General features: G+C 62.9%; 13 protein-coding genes. 9 read left to right on the forward strand and 4 right to left on the reverse strand.

Features of this window, described 5'->3' with window-relative positions; genetic code table 11:
• Window positions 1–4: 4 nt before the first annotated feature.
• Window positions 5–1,243, reverse strand: a complete 1,239-nt coding sequence (locus tag OVA00_RS05965) for an NAD(P)/FAD-dependent oxidoreductase (protein ID WP_268088342.1) — start codon at window positions 1,241–1,243, stop codon at window positions 5–7.
• 24 nt (window positions 1,244–1,267) lie between these two features.
• Window positions 1,268–2,092 (reverse strand): M55 family metallopeptidase, encoded by an 825-nt coding sequence (locus OVA00_RS05970; protein ID WP_192358951.1) that lies wholly within the window; start codon window positions 2,090–2,092, stop codon window positions 1,268–1,270.
• 111 nt (window positions 2,093–2,203) lie between these two features.
• Here OVA00_RS05970 and OVA00_RS05975 point away from each other — a divergent pair, with 111 nt between their 5' ends.
• From OVA00_RS05975 to OVA00_RS06015, 9 genes are all read left to right on the forward strand, one after another.
• A complete protein-coding gene (locus tag OVA00_RS05975) occupies window positions 2,204–3,661 on the forward strand; it encodes a M81 family metallopeptidase (protein WP_268088343.1) in 1,458 nt (485 codons plus the stop codon).
• A gap of 176 nt (window positions 3,662–3,837) precedes the next feature.
• Window positions 3,838–4,470, forward strand: a complete 633-nt coding sequence (locus OVA00_RS05980) for a helix-turn-helix domain-containing protein (RefSeq protein ID WP_060584582.1) — start codon at window positions 3,838–3,840, stop codon at window positions 4,468–4,470.
• 123 nt (window positions 4,471–4,593) lie between these two features.
• A complete protein-coding gene (locus OVA00_RS05985) occupies window positions 4,594–6,135 on the forward strand; it encodes an ABC transporter substrate-binding protein (protein ID WP_268088344.1) in 1,542 nt (513 codons plus the stop codon).
• Between the two features lie 131 nt (window positions 6,136–6,266).
• On the forward strand, window positions 6,267–7,280 hold the full coding sequence (locus OVA00_RS05990) for an ABC transporter permease (protein ID WP_034801824.1): 1,014 nt from the start codon (window positions 6,267–6,269) through the stop codon (window positions 7,278–7,280).
• Between the two features lie 2 nt (window positions 7,281–7,282).
• Complete coding sequence (ddpC, locus tag OVA00_RS05995) at window positions 7,283–8,191, forward strand: D,D-dipeptide ABC transporter permease (protein ID WP_060520890.1); 909 nt, start codon at window positions 7,283–7,285, stop codon at window positions 8,189–8,191.
• Window positions 8,188–9,213, forward strand: coding sequence for an ABC transporter ATP-binding protein (locus OVA00_RS06000; protein ID WP_113506394.1), 1,026 nt, complete (start codon window positions 8,188–8,190; stop codon window positions 9,211–9,213). The genes ddpC and OVA00_RS06000 overlap by 4 nt, the downstream gene beginning before the upstream one ends.
• On the forward strand, window positions 9,210–10,202 hold the full coding sequence (locus OVA00_RS06005) for an oligopeptide/dipeptide ABC transporter ATP-binding protein (RefSeq protein WP_268088346.1): 993 nt from the start codon (window positions 9,210–9,212) through the stop codon (window positions 10,200–10,202). Before OVA00_RS06000 ends, OVA00_RS06005 begins: the two co-directional genes overlap by 4 nt.
• A 389-nt stretch (window positions 10,203–10,591) precedes the next feature.
• Window positions 10,592–11,416, forward strand: coding sequence for a creatininase family protein (locus OVA00_RS06010; RefSeq protein ID WP_060584563.1), 825 nt, complete (start codon window positions 10,592–10,594; stop codon window positions 11,414–11,416).
• Between the two features lie 57 nt (window positions 11,417–11,473).
• Window positions 11,474–13,093, forward strand: coding sequence for an ABC transporter substrate-binding protein (locus tag OVA00_RS06015; RefSeq protein WP_442780445.1), 1,620 nt, complete (start codon window positions 11,474–11,476; stop codon window positions 13,091–13,093).
• Between the two features lie 362 nt (window positions 13,094–13,455).
• On the opposite strand, the gene OVA00_RS06020 is transcribed toward OVA00_RS06015, so the two are convergent.
• Window positions 13,456–14,067, reverse strand: coding sequence for an outer membrane protein (locus tag OVA00_RS06020; protein ID WP_268088347.1), 612 nt, complete (start codon window positions 14,065–14,067; stop codon window positions 13,456–13,458).
• Window positions 14,068–14,164: 97 nt separating this feature from the next.
• Entirely contained in the window at window positions 14,165–15,154 is a 990-nt protein-coding gene (locus OVA00_RS06025) for an ATP-binding protein (protein WP_268088348.1), read from the reverse strand.
• Window positions 15,155–15,189: the final 35 nt, after the last annotated feature.

Here is a 15,189-nt window from a genome sequence, read left to right on the forward strand (position 1 = left end):
TCGGCTATGCCCAGTCTCGGCTCGACGGCAACAGGGGCAGGGCCAGCGGATTGTTGCGATCCCCGTCAACCTGCTCGGCCAGGAGAAGTGCTGTCGTCGGCCCCAGGGTGAAGCCCTGGTGCCCATGGCCGAAATGGAACCACAGGCCCTTGTGACGACTGGGCCCGACGACGGGAAGCATGTCGGGCATGCAGGGACGGGTACCCGACCATGGCGCTGCTTCGATGGGGTCGCGGAGTGCAAAGAGCGTTCGTGCGGCGCTGACGGCGTGTCGTATCTGTCGGGATGCCGGGGCGGTGCCGAGCGGCGCCAGGTGCGCGCCGGTCAAAACCCGCCACCCCGCGTTCATCGGGGCGATCAAGGCGGAGCTGTCGATGTCCAGCATCGAAATGCGTGGGCCTTCCTTGCCGCCAAAGTGCCAGTGGTAGCCGCGCTTGAACACCATGGGGACACGATAGCCAAACCGCGCCAAAAGCATCGGCGACCACGGCCCCAGGGCGACGACCGCGTTTTCAGCCGTGAGATTGCCACCCTCCGACAGGACCCGCCAGCCCGCGCCGGTCTGGTGCAGGGACATGGCATCGCCCTGGGCGACCTTGCCGCCGCGGGCGACGAAGAGCGCGGCGTAGCGCGAGACCAGGTCGCCCGGATCACGGCAGGTCCAGGGTGAGGTCCAATGGACTGCGCCCGCCAGCCGGCTTTTGAGCGCAGGCTCGCTTGCCGCAAGCTCGTCGGAGGTAAGCACGTCCGACGGCACGCCGTATTCCCGTTTCAGACGCTCGGCGGTCGCGACAGCCGCATCGAGCTTTCCTGGCGAACGGTAGACCGCGCGCCAGCCCTCGCGAACGATCAGGTCGCCGGCATTGGCGGGTTCGATGAAGCGCGCATGATCGTCGCTTGCCCGCAGCGCCAGCTTCGAGTAGGCCGCGACGGTTCTCGCATAAGTCGCCGGCGCCGATTGCGTGAAATAGCGCCAGAGCGGTCCGGCCAGCCGCGGCATGTCGCCGAGCCGCCAGTCCGTATCGTTGCCGCGCTTCAATCCGACCCTGACGATCTCGGCAAGCGAGCGAGGAAAAGCATAGGGTTCGACGGCCTCGGTCTGGATGATGCCGGCATTGCCGTAGCTGGTTTCCCGGCCCGGTGCCTTGCGGTCGATAAGCACCACCTGGTGCCCGGTTTCCTGCAAAGCGAGCGCTGTGGAGACGCCGACCATGCCGGCGCCGAGGACGATAGAGGTGGTCATGGATTGGTTCCGCGGAAATGCTCGTCAGAAGGTGAGGCGGGAATTGTAGCCGACCACGAATTGGATGAAACGCGAGACGTCGACCATGTCGTCGCCCTGGTAGCGGATCGTGTACCCGTCGGTGCGTTCGACGCCCTTGAGATAGGAAAGATATTCGGCCGGAAGGCGGTTGCGGAAGACGATCTCAAGGACGGGGTTCTCCAACTTGAACGGCTTTGCCGAACCGGCCCTCGACAATGCCTTCTTGACGCCCTCGCGGATGCGGCGATGGGCGGCGGCGGGCGTCAATGTGATCGCCGATTGCGTGCTGTAGACTTGCTTGACCGGCACCGTCACGATGTCGCCGATCCGCTCCTTGATTTCGTCGAGGGCAACGTTGTCACCGGATGCGAGCAGCACCGGTACGCCAAAATGTCCGGCAATGGCGGCGTTGATCCCGGCCTCCGGCATGACGGTGCCGTTGATGCGCACTTCGGCAAAGGCGGTGCCGCCGATCGTGTGGGATAGCACGCCACTCGCATGGCTTGCGCCGGCATGGTAGCCGAGAAGCATCGCGCCGACGAAGGAACCTAGCTCGACGCCCTGCATCATCATCAGCGGCCGCGGCCAGCTGCGCACGACCTGCACATAGTCCGGCAGGCGGTCGATCAGGATGCTCTCGCCATTTCCATGGGAATCGCTGAGGATGACCTCCTCGACGCCTTCCTCGTGCGCAGCTTCGCAGGCGTGAACCACGGTGTCTGTCATCCAGCGCCGCGCGTTCTCGTATTCGAAACCTTCGGGCATCAGCTGGTCGCGGCTCACGACCCCGACGATCCCTTCGATGTCAGCGGAAATATAGATGCGCATTCCTGCCTCCCCGGTCAGCCGCGTAAGGGCGCGGATAATGCATTTGACTTTCCGACGATAAACATAGTTTTATGATTAGAAAATATCTTTCTTGAATGGCGAGGGACGAAAATGAAACTTTTCATCGCGGGGCTGGATACGGAGACCAACACCTTTTCGCCGATGCAGACCGGCATCGAGGCCTTCCGCGAGAACCTGATCGCCTATGGCGATGCCACCGGCAAGCCGCTCAACTGCTGCTCTTCGCAAATGTTCGTCTGGCGCAATGCCGCGCAAGAAAAAGGCTGGGATGTGGTGGAGAGCTTGTGCGCCGTGGCCGAGCCCGGCGGCAGGACGACGCGAGCGGTCTATGAGAGTTTCCGCGCCACCATTCTCGACGATCTCAAGGCCGCGATGCCCGTTGACGCCGTGATGCTTGCTCTGCACGGAGCCTGTGTGGCCGACGGCTACGACGATGTCGAAGGCGATCTGCTTGCGCATGTCCGGCAGGTGGTCGGGCCGGATGTGCCGGTCGCAGCCGAACTCGACCTGCACTGCCATATCACCGAACGCATGCTGGCCAATGCGACCATGATCGCCACCTACAAGGAATATCCGCACACCGACATCGAAGAGGTTGCGGAACAACTGTTCCGGTTGATGGAGCGAACACTTGCGGGCGATGTGAAGCCGGCCATGGGCATGCATGATTGCCGCATGATCAACACCTTCCACCCGCATCGCGCGCCCTTGCGTGGCATCGTTGACCGCATGAAGGCGATGGAAGGGCAGGACGGTGTGCTCTCGGTCTCCTTCGGTCACGGCTTCCCCTGGGGCGATGTCGAGGATGTCGGTGCCAAGATGCTTGTTGTGACCGACAACGATCCGGAAAAAGCCGTGCGTGTCGCCCGGTCCTTCGCTCGCGAGATATTCGAGGCGCGCGAACAGATGCGGGGAGACTATCTCGGGATCGACGCGGCGCTGGACCGGGCCGTTGCCGCGACAAGCGGTCCGATCGTGCTTGCCGATGTTTCGGACAATGCCGGCGGAGGCGCGCCTGGAGACTCGACCTTCATCCTGCGTCGTATCATCGAGCGCGGCATCGAAGACGTGGCCTCCTGCCTCTATTGGGATCCGATTGCGGTTCGCATGTGCCGCGAGGCGGGGGAAGGGGCCACTTTGGCACTGAGGATCGGCGGCAAGGTCGGGCCTGCATCCGGCGACCCGCTTGACCTGACGGTGACGGTCAGGCGCGTCGCGTCCGGCATCACCCAGCGCTTCGGGCCGACGCCGCTTGCCATCGGCGATGCCGTGTGGGTGTCTTCCGGCAGCATCGACATCGTGGTCAACACAGTGCGCACGCAGACCTTCCATCCGGAATGCATGACAGCGCTTGGCCTCGACCCCGCGCAAAAGAAGATCGTCGTGGTGAAATCCAGCAACCACTTCCGTGCCGGCTTCGAACCGATCGCGCGTGACATTCATTACGTCAGTGCGCCAGGCGCCTTGCAGCCGACATTCGAGGATCTGGCTTTCACCAAGCTGAAGCGCCCCTATTGGCCAAGGGTCGCCAACCCGTTTGCGGAGTAGGCGGGCTTCGAAACGCTGCAAGTGGTTGTGGGGCAGGGATTGCCGTCAACACGATGTTGCTTTCGGCCACGTATTATAGGAAATGGTTTTCCTATCATGCCAATCGGATTCTGTGTTGCGGGCGGGCGAGAACCGGCGAGCACTTCGATGGCGGCAGGCAAATGGAGACGCCAACGATGACCGACGCGAAATCCAGCCTCGGCGAGATCCTCAAGGATATTCGCAATCGCAACCGCTGGACCTTGGCCGAAGTCAGCTCCATGACCGGGCTTGCGGTCTCGACCCTTTCCAAGGTCGAGAACAACCAGATGCAGCTCACCTACGACCGCTTGATCCAGCTTGCCCAGGGCCTGAAGGTCGACATCGTCGAGCTTTTCGGGACGATGACGGGCGCGGAAGACGTGCCCAACATGATGGGGCGGCGCACCTATACCAAATCCGGAGACGGTCGGGAGATCGTCACGCAGAACTACGACTATCTCTATGTTTGCACGGAGATTTCCAAGAAGTCGATGGTCCCGATCCTGGCGATGGCACGGGCGCGCACGCTCGAGGAATTCGGGCCGCTCATCCGCCACAAGGGCGAGGAATTCTTCTACGTCCTCGACGGCGAATTGGAACTCCACACCGAGATCTACGCGCCCCTTCGGCTGAAGAAGGGTGATTCCTGCTACTTCGACGCCATGATGGGACACGCCTATTTGAGCGTCAGCGAGGAGCCGGCGCAGATATTATGCGTTTGCTCGACCCCGGAAACCGAATTGGTCTCCACGCTGGCAAACGCGCAGACGATCAAGCTCAAAAACTGATCGAAACTAAAAAACAAATACGATAAGAAAAAATATTGCACTTAGGAAAATCGTTTCCTAGTCTAGGACCGTGGTGGGTGCCGGGAGGGCATCGCACGCCGCAGTTCTGGGGAGGACGACGAGATGAACGGTTCCAAGTGGAAATCGATCGGCATTGCATTGCTTCTGGCATCGACGCCGCTTTCCGGCGCGATTGCTGCGCAGGACGTGCTGGTGCTGGCGCGCGCGGAAGATCCGCCGACGGCCGATCCAGGCATTGAGATCAGCAACAGCGGCTACACGCTCACTTACGCCGCCTATGAAAGGCTCGTCGCCTACAAGGGCGCCTCGACGGAAGTCGGGCCGGAACTCGCCGAAAGCTGGACTGCCGACGATGCCGGCCTCGTCTGGACCTTCAAGATTGCGGCCGGCCACAAATTCGACGACGGCTCGCCGGTCGATGCCGCCGCCGTCAAATTCAGCTTCGACCGGCTGATGAAGCTGAAGGCCGGCCCGTCCGACGCGTTCCCGGTCTTGAAAGAGGTCGAGGTCGTCGACCCGCAGACCGTAAAGTTTCACCTGAGCGCGCCGTTTGCGCCGTTCATTTCCACGCTTGCCGTCTCCGGCGCTGCGATCATCAATCCAAAGGTGATGGAGCATGAGAAGGACGGCGACATGGCGAAGGCCTGGCTCGCCGAGCATACGGCCGGCAGCGGTCCCTATCGCATCGCTTCCTGGGAGCGCAACCAGAGCATCGTGCTCGACAGCAACGAACATTATGCAGGCGCCAAGCCGGCGCTGAAACAGGTCGTGCTCCGCATCGTCGGCGACGTGTCGGCGCGTCGCCTTCAACTGACCAACGGCGATGCCGACATCATCGAACAGATCCCGCTCGATCAGGCCGAAGCGCTGCAGAAGGATGCCTCCGTCGTCGTCGAGAGCAATCCGAGCATGTATGTGAACTACATCTACATGAACAATCGCCAGCCGCCGCTCGACGACGCCAAGGTGCGTCAGGCGATCTCCTATGCGGTCGACTACCAGGGCATCATCGACGGCATCATGCTCGGTCAGGCCAAGCAGATGCGCGGCGCCGTGCCGAGCGGCATGTGGGGCCATGATCCGCAGGGTTTCCAGTACAGCTACGACATCGAGAAGGCCAAGGCGTTGCTTGCCGAATCCGGCAAGGGCGACATCCATTTGACCTATACCTTCTCTCAGGCCGATCCTGCCTGGGAACCGGTCGGTCTGGCGCTGCAAGCCTCTCTCGCAGAAATCGGCGTCAAGCTCGATCTGCAGGCGGTCGCCGACACGACGAAGCGCGAGTTGGTCGCCAACGGCAAGTTCGACATGGCGCCCGGCGCCTGGACGCCTGATTTCGCCGACCCCTACATGTTCATGAACTACTGGTTCGACGCCGGTAAGATGGGCGGCCCGGGCAACCGTTCCTTCTACAACAACAGCAAGGTGACGGGTCTCGTCCAAGAGGCAGCTTCGATCGTCGACGAAGCAAAGCGCAAGGCTCTCTACATCGAGGCGCAGAAGCTTTCGACTGACGACGCGCCGTATCTCTACATCATGGAGAAGAACGACATCTTCGCCCGCCGCGCCGCGGTGAAGGGCTATGTCTACAATCCGATGCTGATCCAGGTCTACAACTTCGGAACGATGTCGAAGACGGAGTGAGGAGGAACGGTCAAGCTTCGCTTGGCCGACCGCATTCCACGGAACGCCTGCCGCCGGCCCCTGGCCGTGGCGGCAGGGTTCTTCGTTTCCCAAGCTAGGCCGGGGTTCCCCTGCCGGAAGGGCTGACGTCCATGGCAATCACCCGCATCATTCTTCCGCGTCTGATCCTCTTGCTTTTCGTCGTGCTGGGGGTCGCGGTCATCACCTTCACGATCTCGCATCTCATTCCCGGTGATCCGGCGCGCATGATCGCGGGCGACAGGGCAAGCGCCGAGACGCTTGAAAATGTCAGGCGCAATCTCGGTCTCGACCGGCCGGTCGTCGAACAATTCACCATCTATATCGGCAATCTGCTTCAGGGCGATCTCGGCACGTCGCTCAGGACCAATCGCCCCGTCGCGGCCGATATCCGCACCTTCCTGCCGGCGACGCTGGAGCTCGGCGTGGTCGCGCTTTTCATCGCGATCTGTCTCGGCGTGCCGCTTGGTGTGCTCTCGGCCGTCTACAAGGACGGTCCAATTGATCAGGTGGCACGAACGGTCTCGGTCTGCGGCATCTCGATGCCAGTCTTCTGGTTCGGCCTGATCCTGATCTACGTCTTCTATGCGAAATTCCAGATCCTGCCCGGCAGCGGGCGCCTGGCCATGGGTATTGCGACACCCGAGCGCATCACAGGCTTCCTGCTGATCGACTCGCTGCTGCAGGGCCGTTTCGACGCATTCCGCAGCGCCCTTTACCACATCATCCTGCCGGGCTTCGTGCTCGCCTTTGCCAATATGGGCGTGATCACGCGCCAGATCCGCGCCTCGATGCTCGACGTGCTGCAGGAAGATTACATCCGGACAGCGCGCGCCAGTGGCCTGCGCAAGGGCATGATCATCTTCAACTATGCGCTCAGAAACGCGCTCATCCCGTCGATCACGCTGCTCGGGCTGGCGCTCGGCGATCTGCTCTATGGCGCGGTGCTGACGGAGACGATCTTCGCCTGGCCGGGCATGGGCACCTATGTTGTGACCTCGATCCAGACCCTCGATTTCCCCGCCATCATGGGTTTCACCATCGTCGCATCCATCGGCTACGTGCTGATCAACCTCCTGGTCGATCTCGCCTACATGCTCGCCGACCCGCAGATCAGGGAGGTCTGATCATGTCCGCCGTCATGCCGACAGAGCCTGCCGCGTCGAATGCAGCAATGCGCAGGACCAAGTCCTTTTCCGAGCGGCTGCGCTATTTCTGGTACCTCAGCCGCCGCAGCCCGCTGACGCTGGTCGGCGTCGCGATCATCCTGCTTGTCCTCGTGATGATCGTCGCCGCACCCGTGATCGCGCCCTACAATCCGGACAAGGTGTCGCTGACGGCGCGCCTGTTGCCACCGAGTGCGGCGCACTGGTTCGGCACCGACGAGGTCGGCCGCGACCTGTTCTCGCGCGTGATCTTTGGGGCAAGGGCCTCCTGCGGCGCCGCCTTCATGATCGTCCTGATCTCGATGTCGGTCGGGGTGCTGATCGGCTGCTTCTCGGGCGTCGTCGGCGGTCGGGTCGATACCGCCATCATGCGGCTGATGGATGTCGTGCTCGCCCTGCCGGCGCTGGTGCTCGCCATGGCGCTGGCCGCGGCTCTTGGCCCAAGCCTGTTCAATTCCATGCTGGCGGTCGCGATCGTACGCATCCCCGCCTATGTGCGCCTCGCCCGCGGCCAGACGCTGTCGCTGCGCGAGCAGGTCTTCGTCAAGGCGTCGCGCACCTTTGGCGCCTCGCCGTTCTACATCCTGCGCTGGCATATCCTGCCAAACGCCATGTCGCCGATCATCGTCCAGGCGACCCTCGATCTCGGCGGCGTCGTGCTGATTGCAGCCGCCCTCAGCTTCATCGGCCTCGGCGCGCAGCCGCCGACCGCCGAATGGGGCGCGCTCGTCAGCAGCGGCCGCAGCTACATGCTCGACCAATGGTGGTACGCGACCTTCCCGGGCCTGGCGATCCTGATCACGGCCATGGGGTGCAATCTCGTCGGCGACGGCATACGCGATATGCTCGACCCGCGCTTGAGGGGCAGATGATGACGATGGGAACGGCAGAACCACGCGGCCAGGCGCTGGCCATCAACAATCTCTCGCTGGAGTTTCCAACCTTCAGCGGCGCCGTCAAGGCGCTTGACGATGTGTCGATCAGCGTCGGCAAGGCCGAGATCGTCGGTATTGTCGGCGAATCCGGCTGCGGCAAGTCGGTGACGACGATGGCGGCAACGGGGCTCCTGCCCAAGGGACGCTACCGCATCACCGGTGGCACCGTCAGGCTCTTTGGCCACAGCACGCTTTCCATGGACGACAATCAGTTGCAGGACCTGCGCGGCAAGGTGGTCTCGACCATCTTCCAGGAACCGATGAACGCGCTGAACCCGACGATCCGTATCGGCAAGCAGCTGACCGACGTCATCATGCGCCACGAGGAAATAGATCTCGCCGAGGCAAGGCGCGTGGCGCGGGACATTCTTGCCGACATGCTGATCGGCGAGCCCGAGCGGGTCATGAACCTCTATCCGTTCGAACTCTCCGGCGGCATGCGGCAGCGGGTGCTGATCGCCATGGCGTTTTCCTGCAACCCCGGCCTGATCATCGCCGACGAGCCGACGACTGCACTCGATGTTACCGTGCAGGCGGTGATCCTGCGGTTGATCCAGAACCGGGCGCGCCGGACAGGCACGTCAGTCATCTTCATCTCGCACAATGTCGCCGTCGTCTCGCAGCTCTGCGATCGGCTCTACGTGATGTATGCCGGGCGGATCGTCGAGCACGGCGCGACGCGGACGGTCCTTGAAACGCCGCAGCATCCCTATACCCAGGCGCTGTTGCGCTGCCTGCCGGAGCGGGTCGCGCCGAAGCAGGAACTCGAAGCGATCCCTGGCGCTGTGCCGAACCTTCTGCACCCACCGGCGGGTTGCTACTTCCAGCCGCGATGCAAGGAAGCAGTCGAACAATGTCGAACCCGGTCTCCGCAACTGGTGGGGGCCAGCGGCCAGCAGGTCGCCTGCTGGCGTCGCGGTGTGGCGACCGAACTCGTAGAGCAGGGAGGCCGGCAATGACCGAAGGCGTTGGTACGATAGCGCGGCCGGTGCTCGAGGTTTCCGACCTTCATGTCCGCTTCCCGGCCTCCCGCAACTGGTTGGGGCGGCCCACGTCTTATGTGCATGCGGTCAATGGCGTGACCCTTGAGGTCGGCGCCGGCAAGAGCCTCGGCATCGTCGGCGAGTCAGGCTGCGGCAAGAGCACGCTCGCCCAGGCGATCATCGGGCTTGCGCCTTTTGAACAGGGCAGGGTGGCGATCGACGGCGAGGATTTTCAGAAGGCTCAGGGCAAACAAAAGCGCGCCTTGCGGCAGAAGATGCAGATCGTCTTTCAGGATCCGCAATCCTCGCTCGACCGGCGCCTGCCGGTCTGGCGGCTGATCAGCGAGCCGCTGCACATTCGCGGTGGGCACAGCAGGGCCGAACTGCATGAGAAGGCCGAGGAACTGGCCGTCGCCGTCGGGGTCCGTCCGGAACACCTCGATCGCCTGCCGCACGAGTTTTCAGGCGGCCAGCGCCAGCGCATCGCCATTGCCCGCGCGATCAGCACGGACCCGGAGCTGCTGGTGCTGGACGAGCCGACATCGGCGCTCGACGTCTCGGTACAGGCGCAGATCATCAATCTGCTCTTGAAGCTGCAGCGAGAGCGCGGGCTCACCTATCTCCTGATTTCGCACGACGTCGCGCTGGTGCGCCATTTCTGCGACGACGTCGCGGTGATGTATCTCGGCCAGATCGTCGAATCCGGCCCGGCCGACGAAGTGTTGCGCAATCCCCGCCATCCCTACACGCAGACGCTTCTGGCGGCGGCGCCGAGCTTCGAGAGCCCGCTGCCGGATGTTGCGCAGGTGCGTGCGGGCGAGCTTCCCAACAACCGCCATCTGCCGGACGGCTGCTTCTACAAGCAGAGGTGCGACCGGATTGGCGGCGGCTGCGAGGCGGGCCAGGTGCTGCGGCGCCTGAGCGAGAGCGCCCGCCATGTCAGGTGTCACCTGGCGCAGACGTGAAAGCGCAGACGACGCGCCAGATCCGCGCCCGCCGGCCCAGCCGCCGGAACGGCGCGGTGCGGCCTGTGCCATTTGATGCGCAATTTCGATAGTTTGAGAAATATAATTTTCTTATAGGAAAAATAATTTGATTGATATTTCCGACTGTGCAAATTTGTAGCCGCCGCCATCGGGCGGCGCTTGCCAATCGGGACCGCCTTTTCGCGATCCCGCCGCTTGCCGGAGATGAGATTGACTGACCCAACGCTGCTCGACGCCTTTCGTCAGCCTGCGGCAATCGGATGGGCGCGCGGTGACCCTGCGGGTCGATGCCCGCGGACGCCAGACGGCGCCGGTCGCCGGCGAGGCGGCGAACAGAATTTGCTTTGATGACATGAAAGAGGCCTGACATGACCAAGGAAGTTGAATGGGCGCGCATGACCGCGCCGAGCCTGCGCGAAATTGCGGGCAAACCGGGGGCGCTTGCAATCCTGCCGATCGGCTCGCTGGAGCAGCACGGCCCGCACCTGCCAGTCATCACCGACACCGCGAGCGCATCGGCAGCCGCGATCCGCGCTGCCCGGCTGGTGGCCGATGACATTCCGGTCGCCGTTCTTCCGGGTTTGTGGACTGGCATGAGCGAACATCACCTGCCCTTCGGCGGCACGATCACGCTCGATTACGATACGCTGAGCCGCGTCCTCCGCTGCATCGTCCGCTCGCTGAAGACGCTCGGCTTCCAGCGCCTGTTCATTGTCAATGGTCACGGCGGCAACATGGATCCGCTGGCGGTCGCCGTGCGCGAACTGGCGGTCGAGTTCGCCATGCCGATCGTCGCGACGACGCCGTGGATGCTGGCGACGGAGGAGGCATCAAAGATCTTCGAAGTCGACACCGGCGCCCACCATGCCTGCGAAGGTGAGGCCTCTGTCATGCTGGCGATCGTGCCGGACGCGGTAAAGACCGAGATGTTCGGTCAGGCTTTCGGTAACCAGCAGCACCCTGTCGACGTCCCGGCGGACGTGTCGCGCTTCTATTCCTTCTCCGAGCGCGCGCCGGTTACCGGTACCTGGGGCGATCCGCGCAGCGCAACGGCTGCAAAGGGCGAGCGTTTCCTCGATCTTCAGGCGAGCGAACTGGTGAAGCTGATCCGCAACGACGTGCTCTGGACCACGCCGGATTCGGTCTGGACCCCCGGCCGCGGGCTCGGCACCACGGCCGGCAGGGCCGAATGATCCTTCCGGCGCCATCGGCCGGCACTCGCATTCCATTCCTTTAGGGAGGACAGACCAATGAACGTGAAATTCGCGCGGACGCGCAACACCCTTGTAACGCTCTTCGCTGCCACCATGCTTTCAAGCGCCGCGCTGACGCCGGCCATGGCAAAGACGCTCGTCTATTGCTCGGAAGGCGCGCCGGAAGGCTTCGACGCGGCACTGTACTCGGCTAACAGCACCTGGGACGCGTCGGCCGAGACGGTCTATGACCGCCTCACAGAATTCGAGCCCGGCACCACCAATGTCGTCCCGGGCCTTGCCGAAAGCTGGACCATTTCCGCCGACAATCTCGAATACACGTTGAAACTGCGCGCGGGCGTGAAGTTCCAGACGACGGACGATTTCACGCCGACGCGTGATTTCAATGCAGACGACGTGCTCTTCACCTTCAACCGCCAGATGGACAAGGACGATCCGTGGCATAGCTATTTCGCCGGCGCGAACTGGGAAATGTTCAACGCGATGGAGATGCCGGCGGCGATCAAGGAGATCGTCAAGGTCGATGACAGGACCGTCAAGTTCGTACTGAACCAGCCGGATGCGTCACTGCCGTCCAAGCTCGCGCTGAACTTCGGCTCGATCGTGTCGAAGGAATATGCCGACAAGCTGGCGGCAGACGGGCGGCGCGAGGACCTCGATCGCAAGCCGGTCGGCACCGGACCGTTCCGCTTTGTCGATTACCAGCAGGACGCTGCGATCCGTTTTGCCGCCAATGCCGACTATTGGGATGGCGCGCCGAAGATCGACAATCTCATCTTCGCGATCACCACCGACCCGACCACCCGCATGCAGAAGCTGCAGGCGGGCGAATGCCACATCGCTCCGTATCCGGCACCGGCCGATATCGCCAAGCTAAAGGCAAATCCGGACCTCAACGTCATGGAGCAACCGGGCCTCAACGTTTCCTATCTGGCGATGAACACCCTGGTGGCGCCATTCGACAAGCTGGAGGTGCGCCGCGCCATCAACATGGCGATCGACCGCAAGGCGATCGTCGAGTCCGTCTATCAGGGCATGGGCCAGATCGCCAAGAGCGTCCTGCCGCCGACGATGTGGGGCTATAACGGCGGGATCGAGGGCTATGGCTACGATCCTGAAGCGGCCAAGAAGCTTCTCGACGAGGCCGGCGTCAAGGATCTGAAGATGAAGATTTGGGCAATGCCCGTCAGCCGCCCCTATATGCCGAATGCCCGCCGCGCCGCGGAACTGATGCAGGCGGATCTTGCCAAGGTCGGCATCGGTGTCGAGATCGTCTCCTACGAATGGGGCGAATACCTCAAGAAGTCGCGGGACAAGGCGCGCGACGGCGCCATCATCCTCGGCGGCACGAGCGACAATGGCGACCCCGACAACCTGCTCAGCTACTTCTTCAGCTGCTCAGGCGTCGGCGGCAGCAACAATGCAAACTGGTGCTACAAGCCGCTGGATGAGATCTTCCAGAAGGCCCGCGCCAGCTCGGACCAGGGCGAGCGGACGAAGCTCTACGAAGAGGCCCAGGCGATCATCAGCGATCAGGCGCCCTGGGTTCCGATCGCACATTCCACCGTCGTGCTGCCGATGTCGAAAAAGGTGAAGAACTACGTGATGGAGCCTCTGGGCTCGCATCGCTTCGACAAGGTCGACATCGAGGAGTAACCCGCCCGATCCGGGCTGGGCGCGAGCTCGATTTTCTCGCGTGACTTAGGCGGGCGTTCGTCCCGCCCCGCCCGAGGCGCTGGAGATTTCACTCTCCAGTGGTCCCCGGGGGGGCGGGTGAACGACCGCGACAATGCCCGGCTGGCGGCGGCCAACGGCAGGGCGTTGATCGGCGTGTTCGAGTGACTAGATCTTGCAACTCCCCGGTGTGGAGCGCAGCGGATACAGAGCCGTGCGCCCTGTACGGAACCGCGGAATACCCGAAGCGAGGAAGTCTGCGCCTGCCGAGGCGCCGCCGGTTGGCGAAGTGTTGCTGCTCGCCCGACCGGCGCTAGGGGACAGTACAACCGGGCGTGTCGAGATCAGAAGCGGAAGTTCAGGCCCGTCTTGATCGCGTGATTGACCAGATTGTTCGAGCCCTTCACGCCACCGATCGTGGAGTCCACGCCGTTGAAGCGGGTCTGGGTATATTCGACCTTGCCGGAGATGTTTTCGGTAAATCCCATCTCTGCGCCCGCACCATAGGTCCAGCCCGTGTGCCAGCGATCGCGTGAGGTTACGGTGCCCTTGCCCTCGAAGCGGGCGGTGGTGACGCCCACCGTGCCGTAAAGCAACACGTTGTCGAGTGCGTAGCCCGCCTTGGCCCTGGCCGTACCGCTCCAGGTCTGCTGCAAGGCGCCGCCTTTGCCAACCTGGTACTGCAAGCCGCCGGCGCGCGCCGCCTCGATCTCACCACCGATCACGAAATCGCCGAACTGTTGATTGTAGCCGACCTGGACGCCGCCGTTGATCTTGTTCTTGCTGCCCTTCTGGTTCGAGGAGCCGGTGCCGATGTGGCCGCCCGCATAGGCCCCCGTCCAACGATCCACATTGGCAAAGTCGACGCCCGAATTGTTGAAATCAGCGGCCTGTGCGGTCGAAGCGGCTGCGGCAACGTTGAGAGCAAGCGCGGCCGTCTTGAAGTTGAGTGTCATCGATCGTTTCCTTTATTGTCGCGGACCGGTCCGGCCCGTTCAATGCGATCGGTTTGCCTCATCTGCTTGCAGGTTCCGCGCAGAGTTCATCCGGTTTTCATGGAGAGAGTACGCTTTGCGAGCCTCTGCTCCCGCAGTCTGTCGGCAAGGCGATTTCGAAGGTCATGCCGCCGAACTCGTTTCGCCTCGCGCTGGTCGAACCTCCATGGGCCTCGGCGATCGCGCGAACCACCGACAGGCCGAGACCGCTGCCGCCGCTCGCCCGGGATCGGGAGTCATCCGCGCGCCAAAACCGATCAAACGCGTGCTCGATGTCGATGTCGGACATACCAGGGCCGGAATCCTGGCATTGGAAGATTGCCTCCGAACCTCTCATCTTCGCCACGATGGAGAGCCGGCTTCCAGACGCATAGCGGGTGGCATTGTGCATGATCGCAAGCAAGGCCTGTCGCACTTTGCCGCGATCAAGCATCATCGGCGCCCGACTGAGGTTGAGCGATACCGGCATCCCGGCCTTGTCGAACTCGCCGAGCATCGCGGCTACGGCGGTCTCGACCTCTTCGCCCATGTCGCCTGGCTCCAACCGGAGCTCCAGCCGCCCTACATTCGAGAGCGCCAGGATGCGGAGATCCTCGACGATGCCGGTCAGGTGATCGATCTGACCGATCAAGCCATCGTAAAGCTCGGTGGTTGGCTTGAAGACGCCGTCGCGCATTCCCTGCAGGCGGCCCCGCAGCACCGTCAGCGGCGTTCGCAGCTCATGGGCAATGGCGTTGTTCTGGTACTGCAACTCCTTCTCTGCGTTCTCCAGCAGTTCAGCCATCCGGTTGAAATGGTCGATCACATCGTCGACCTCCCCCAGTCGTCTTGATCGAACGGGCACGCGGGTGGAGAAATTTCCCATCGCGATCGCCTTTGCGGCATCGCGGATGAGCACCAGTGCGTTCACGATCCGGTGGCTGAGGCGACCGCCAATGATGGCAGCGATGATGAGGCTGACGGTGAGCACTGCGGCCATAACCAGGAGCTCGACCAGGGTGACCGGCTCGAGGACCGCGTCGGGGTGCGTCAGATAGAGGACGTACATTTAAATGAACGATCCCGACGTCAGCACCCCAATGG

The sequence above is a fragment of the Ensifer sp. SL37 genome (assembly GCF_026672675.1).
In the GTDB taxonomy this organism is placed as follows: Bacteria; Pseudomonadota; Alphaproteobacteria; order Rhizobiales; family Rhizobiaceae; genus Ensifer; species Ensifer adhaerens.

Coding starts and splice junctions, on each gene's coding strand:
- OVA00_RS06010 (WP_060584563.1), top strand. CDS start 10,592: ATGACCAAGGAAGTTGAATGGGCGCGCATGACCGCGCCGAGCCTGCGC.
- OVA00_RS06005 (WP_268088346.1), top strand. CDS start 9,210: ATGACCGAAGGCGTTGGTACGATAGCGCGGCCGGTGCTCGAGGTTTCC.
- OVA00_RS05975 (WP_268088343.1), top strand. CDS start 2,204: ATGAAACTTTTCATCGCGGGGCTGGATACGGAGACCAACACCTTTTCG.
- OVA00_RS06020 (WP_268088347.1), bottom strand. CDS start 14,067: ATGACACTCAACTTCAAGACGGCCGCGCTTGCTCTCAACGTTGCCGCA.
- OVA00_RS05985 (WP_268088344.1), top strand. CDS start 4,594: ATGAACGGTTCCAAGTGGAAATCGATCGGCATTGCATTGCTTCTGGCA.
- OVA00_RS06015 (WP_442780445.1), top strand. CDS start 11,474: ATGAACGTGAAATTCGCGCGGACGCGCAACACCCTTGTAACGCTCTTC.
- OVA00_RS06000 (WP_113506394.1), top strand. CDS start 8,188: ATGATGACGATGGGAACGGCAGAACCACGCGGCCAGGCGCTGGCCATC.
- OVA00_RS05980 (WP_060584582.1), top strand. CDS start 3,838: ATGACCGACGCGAAATCCAGCCTCGGCGAGATCCTCAAGGATATTCGC.
- OVA00_RS05990 (WP_034801824.1), top strand. CDS start 6,267: ATGGCAATCACCCGCATCATTCTTCCGCGTCTGATCCTCTTGCTTTTC.
- OVA00_RS05970 (WP_192358951.1), bottom strand. CDS start 2,092: ATGCGCATCTATATTTCCGCTGACATCGAAGGGATCGTCGGGGTCGTG.
- OVA00_RS05965 (WP_268088342.1), bottom strand. CDS start 1,243: ATGACCACCTCTATCGTCCTCGGCGCCGGCATGGTCGGCGTCTCCACA.
- OVA00_RS06025 (WP_268088348.1), bottom strand. CDS start 15,154: ATGTACGTCCTCTATCTGACGCACCCCGACGCGGTCCTCGAGCCGGTC.
- ddpC (WP_060520890.1), top strand. CDS start 7,283: ATGTCCGCCGTCATGCCGACAGAGCCTGCCGCGTCGAATGCAGCAATG.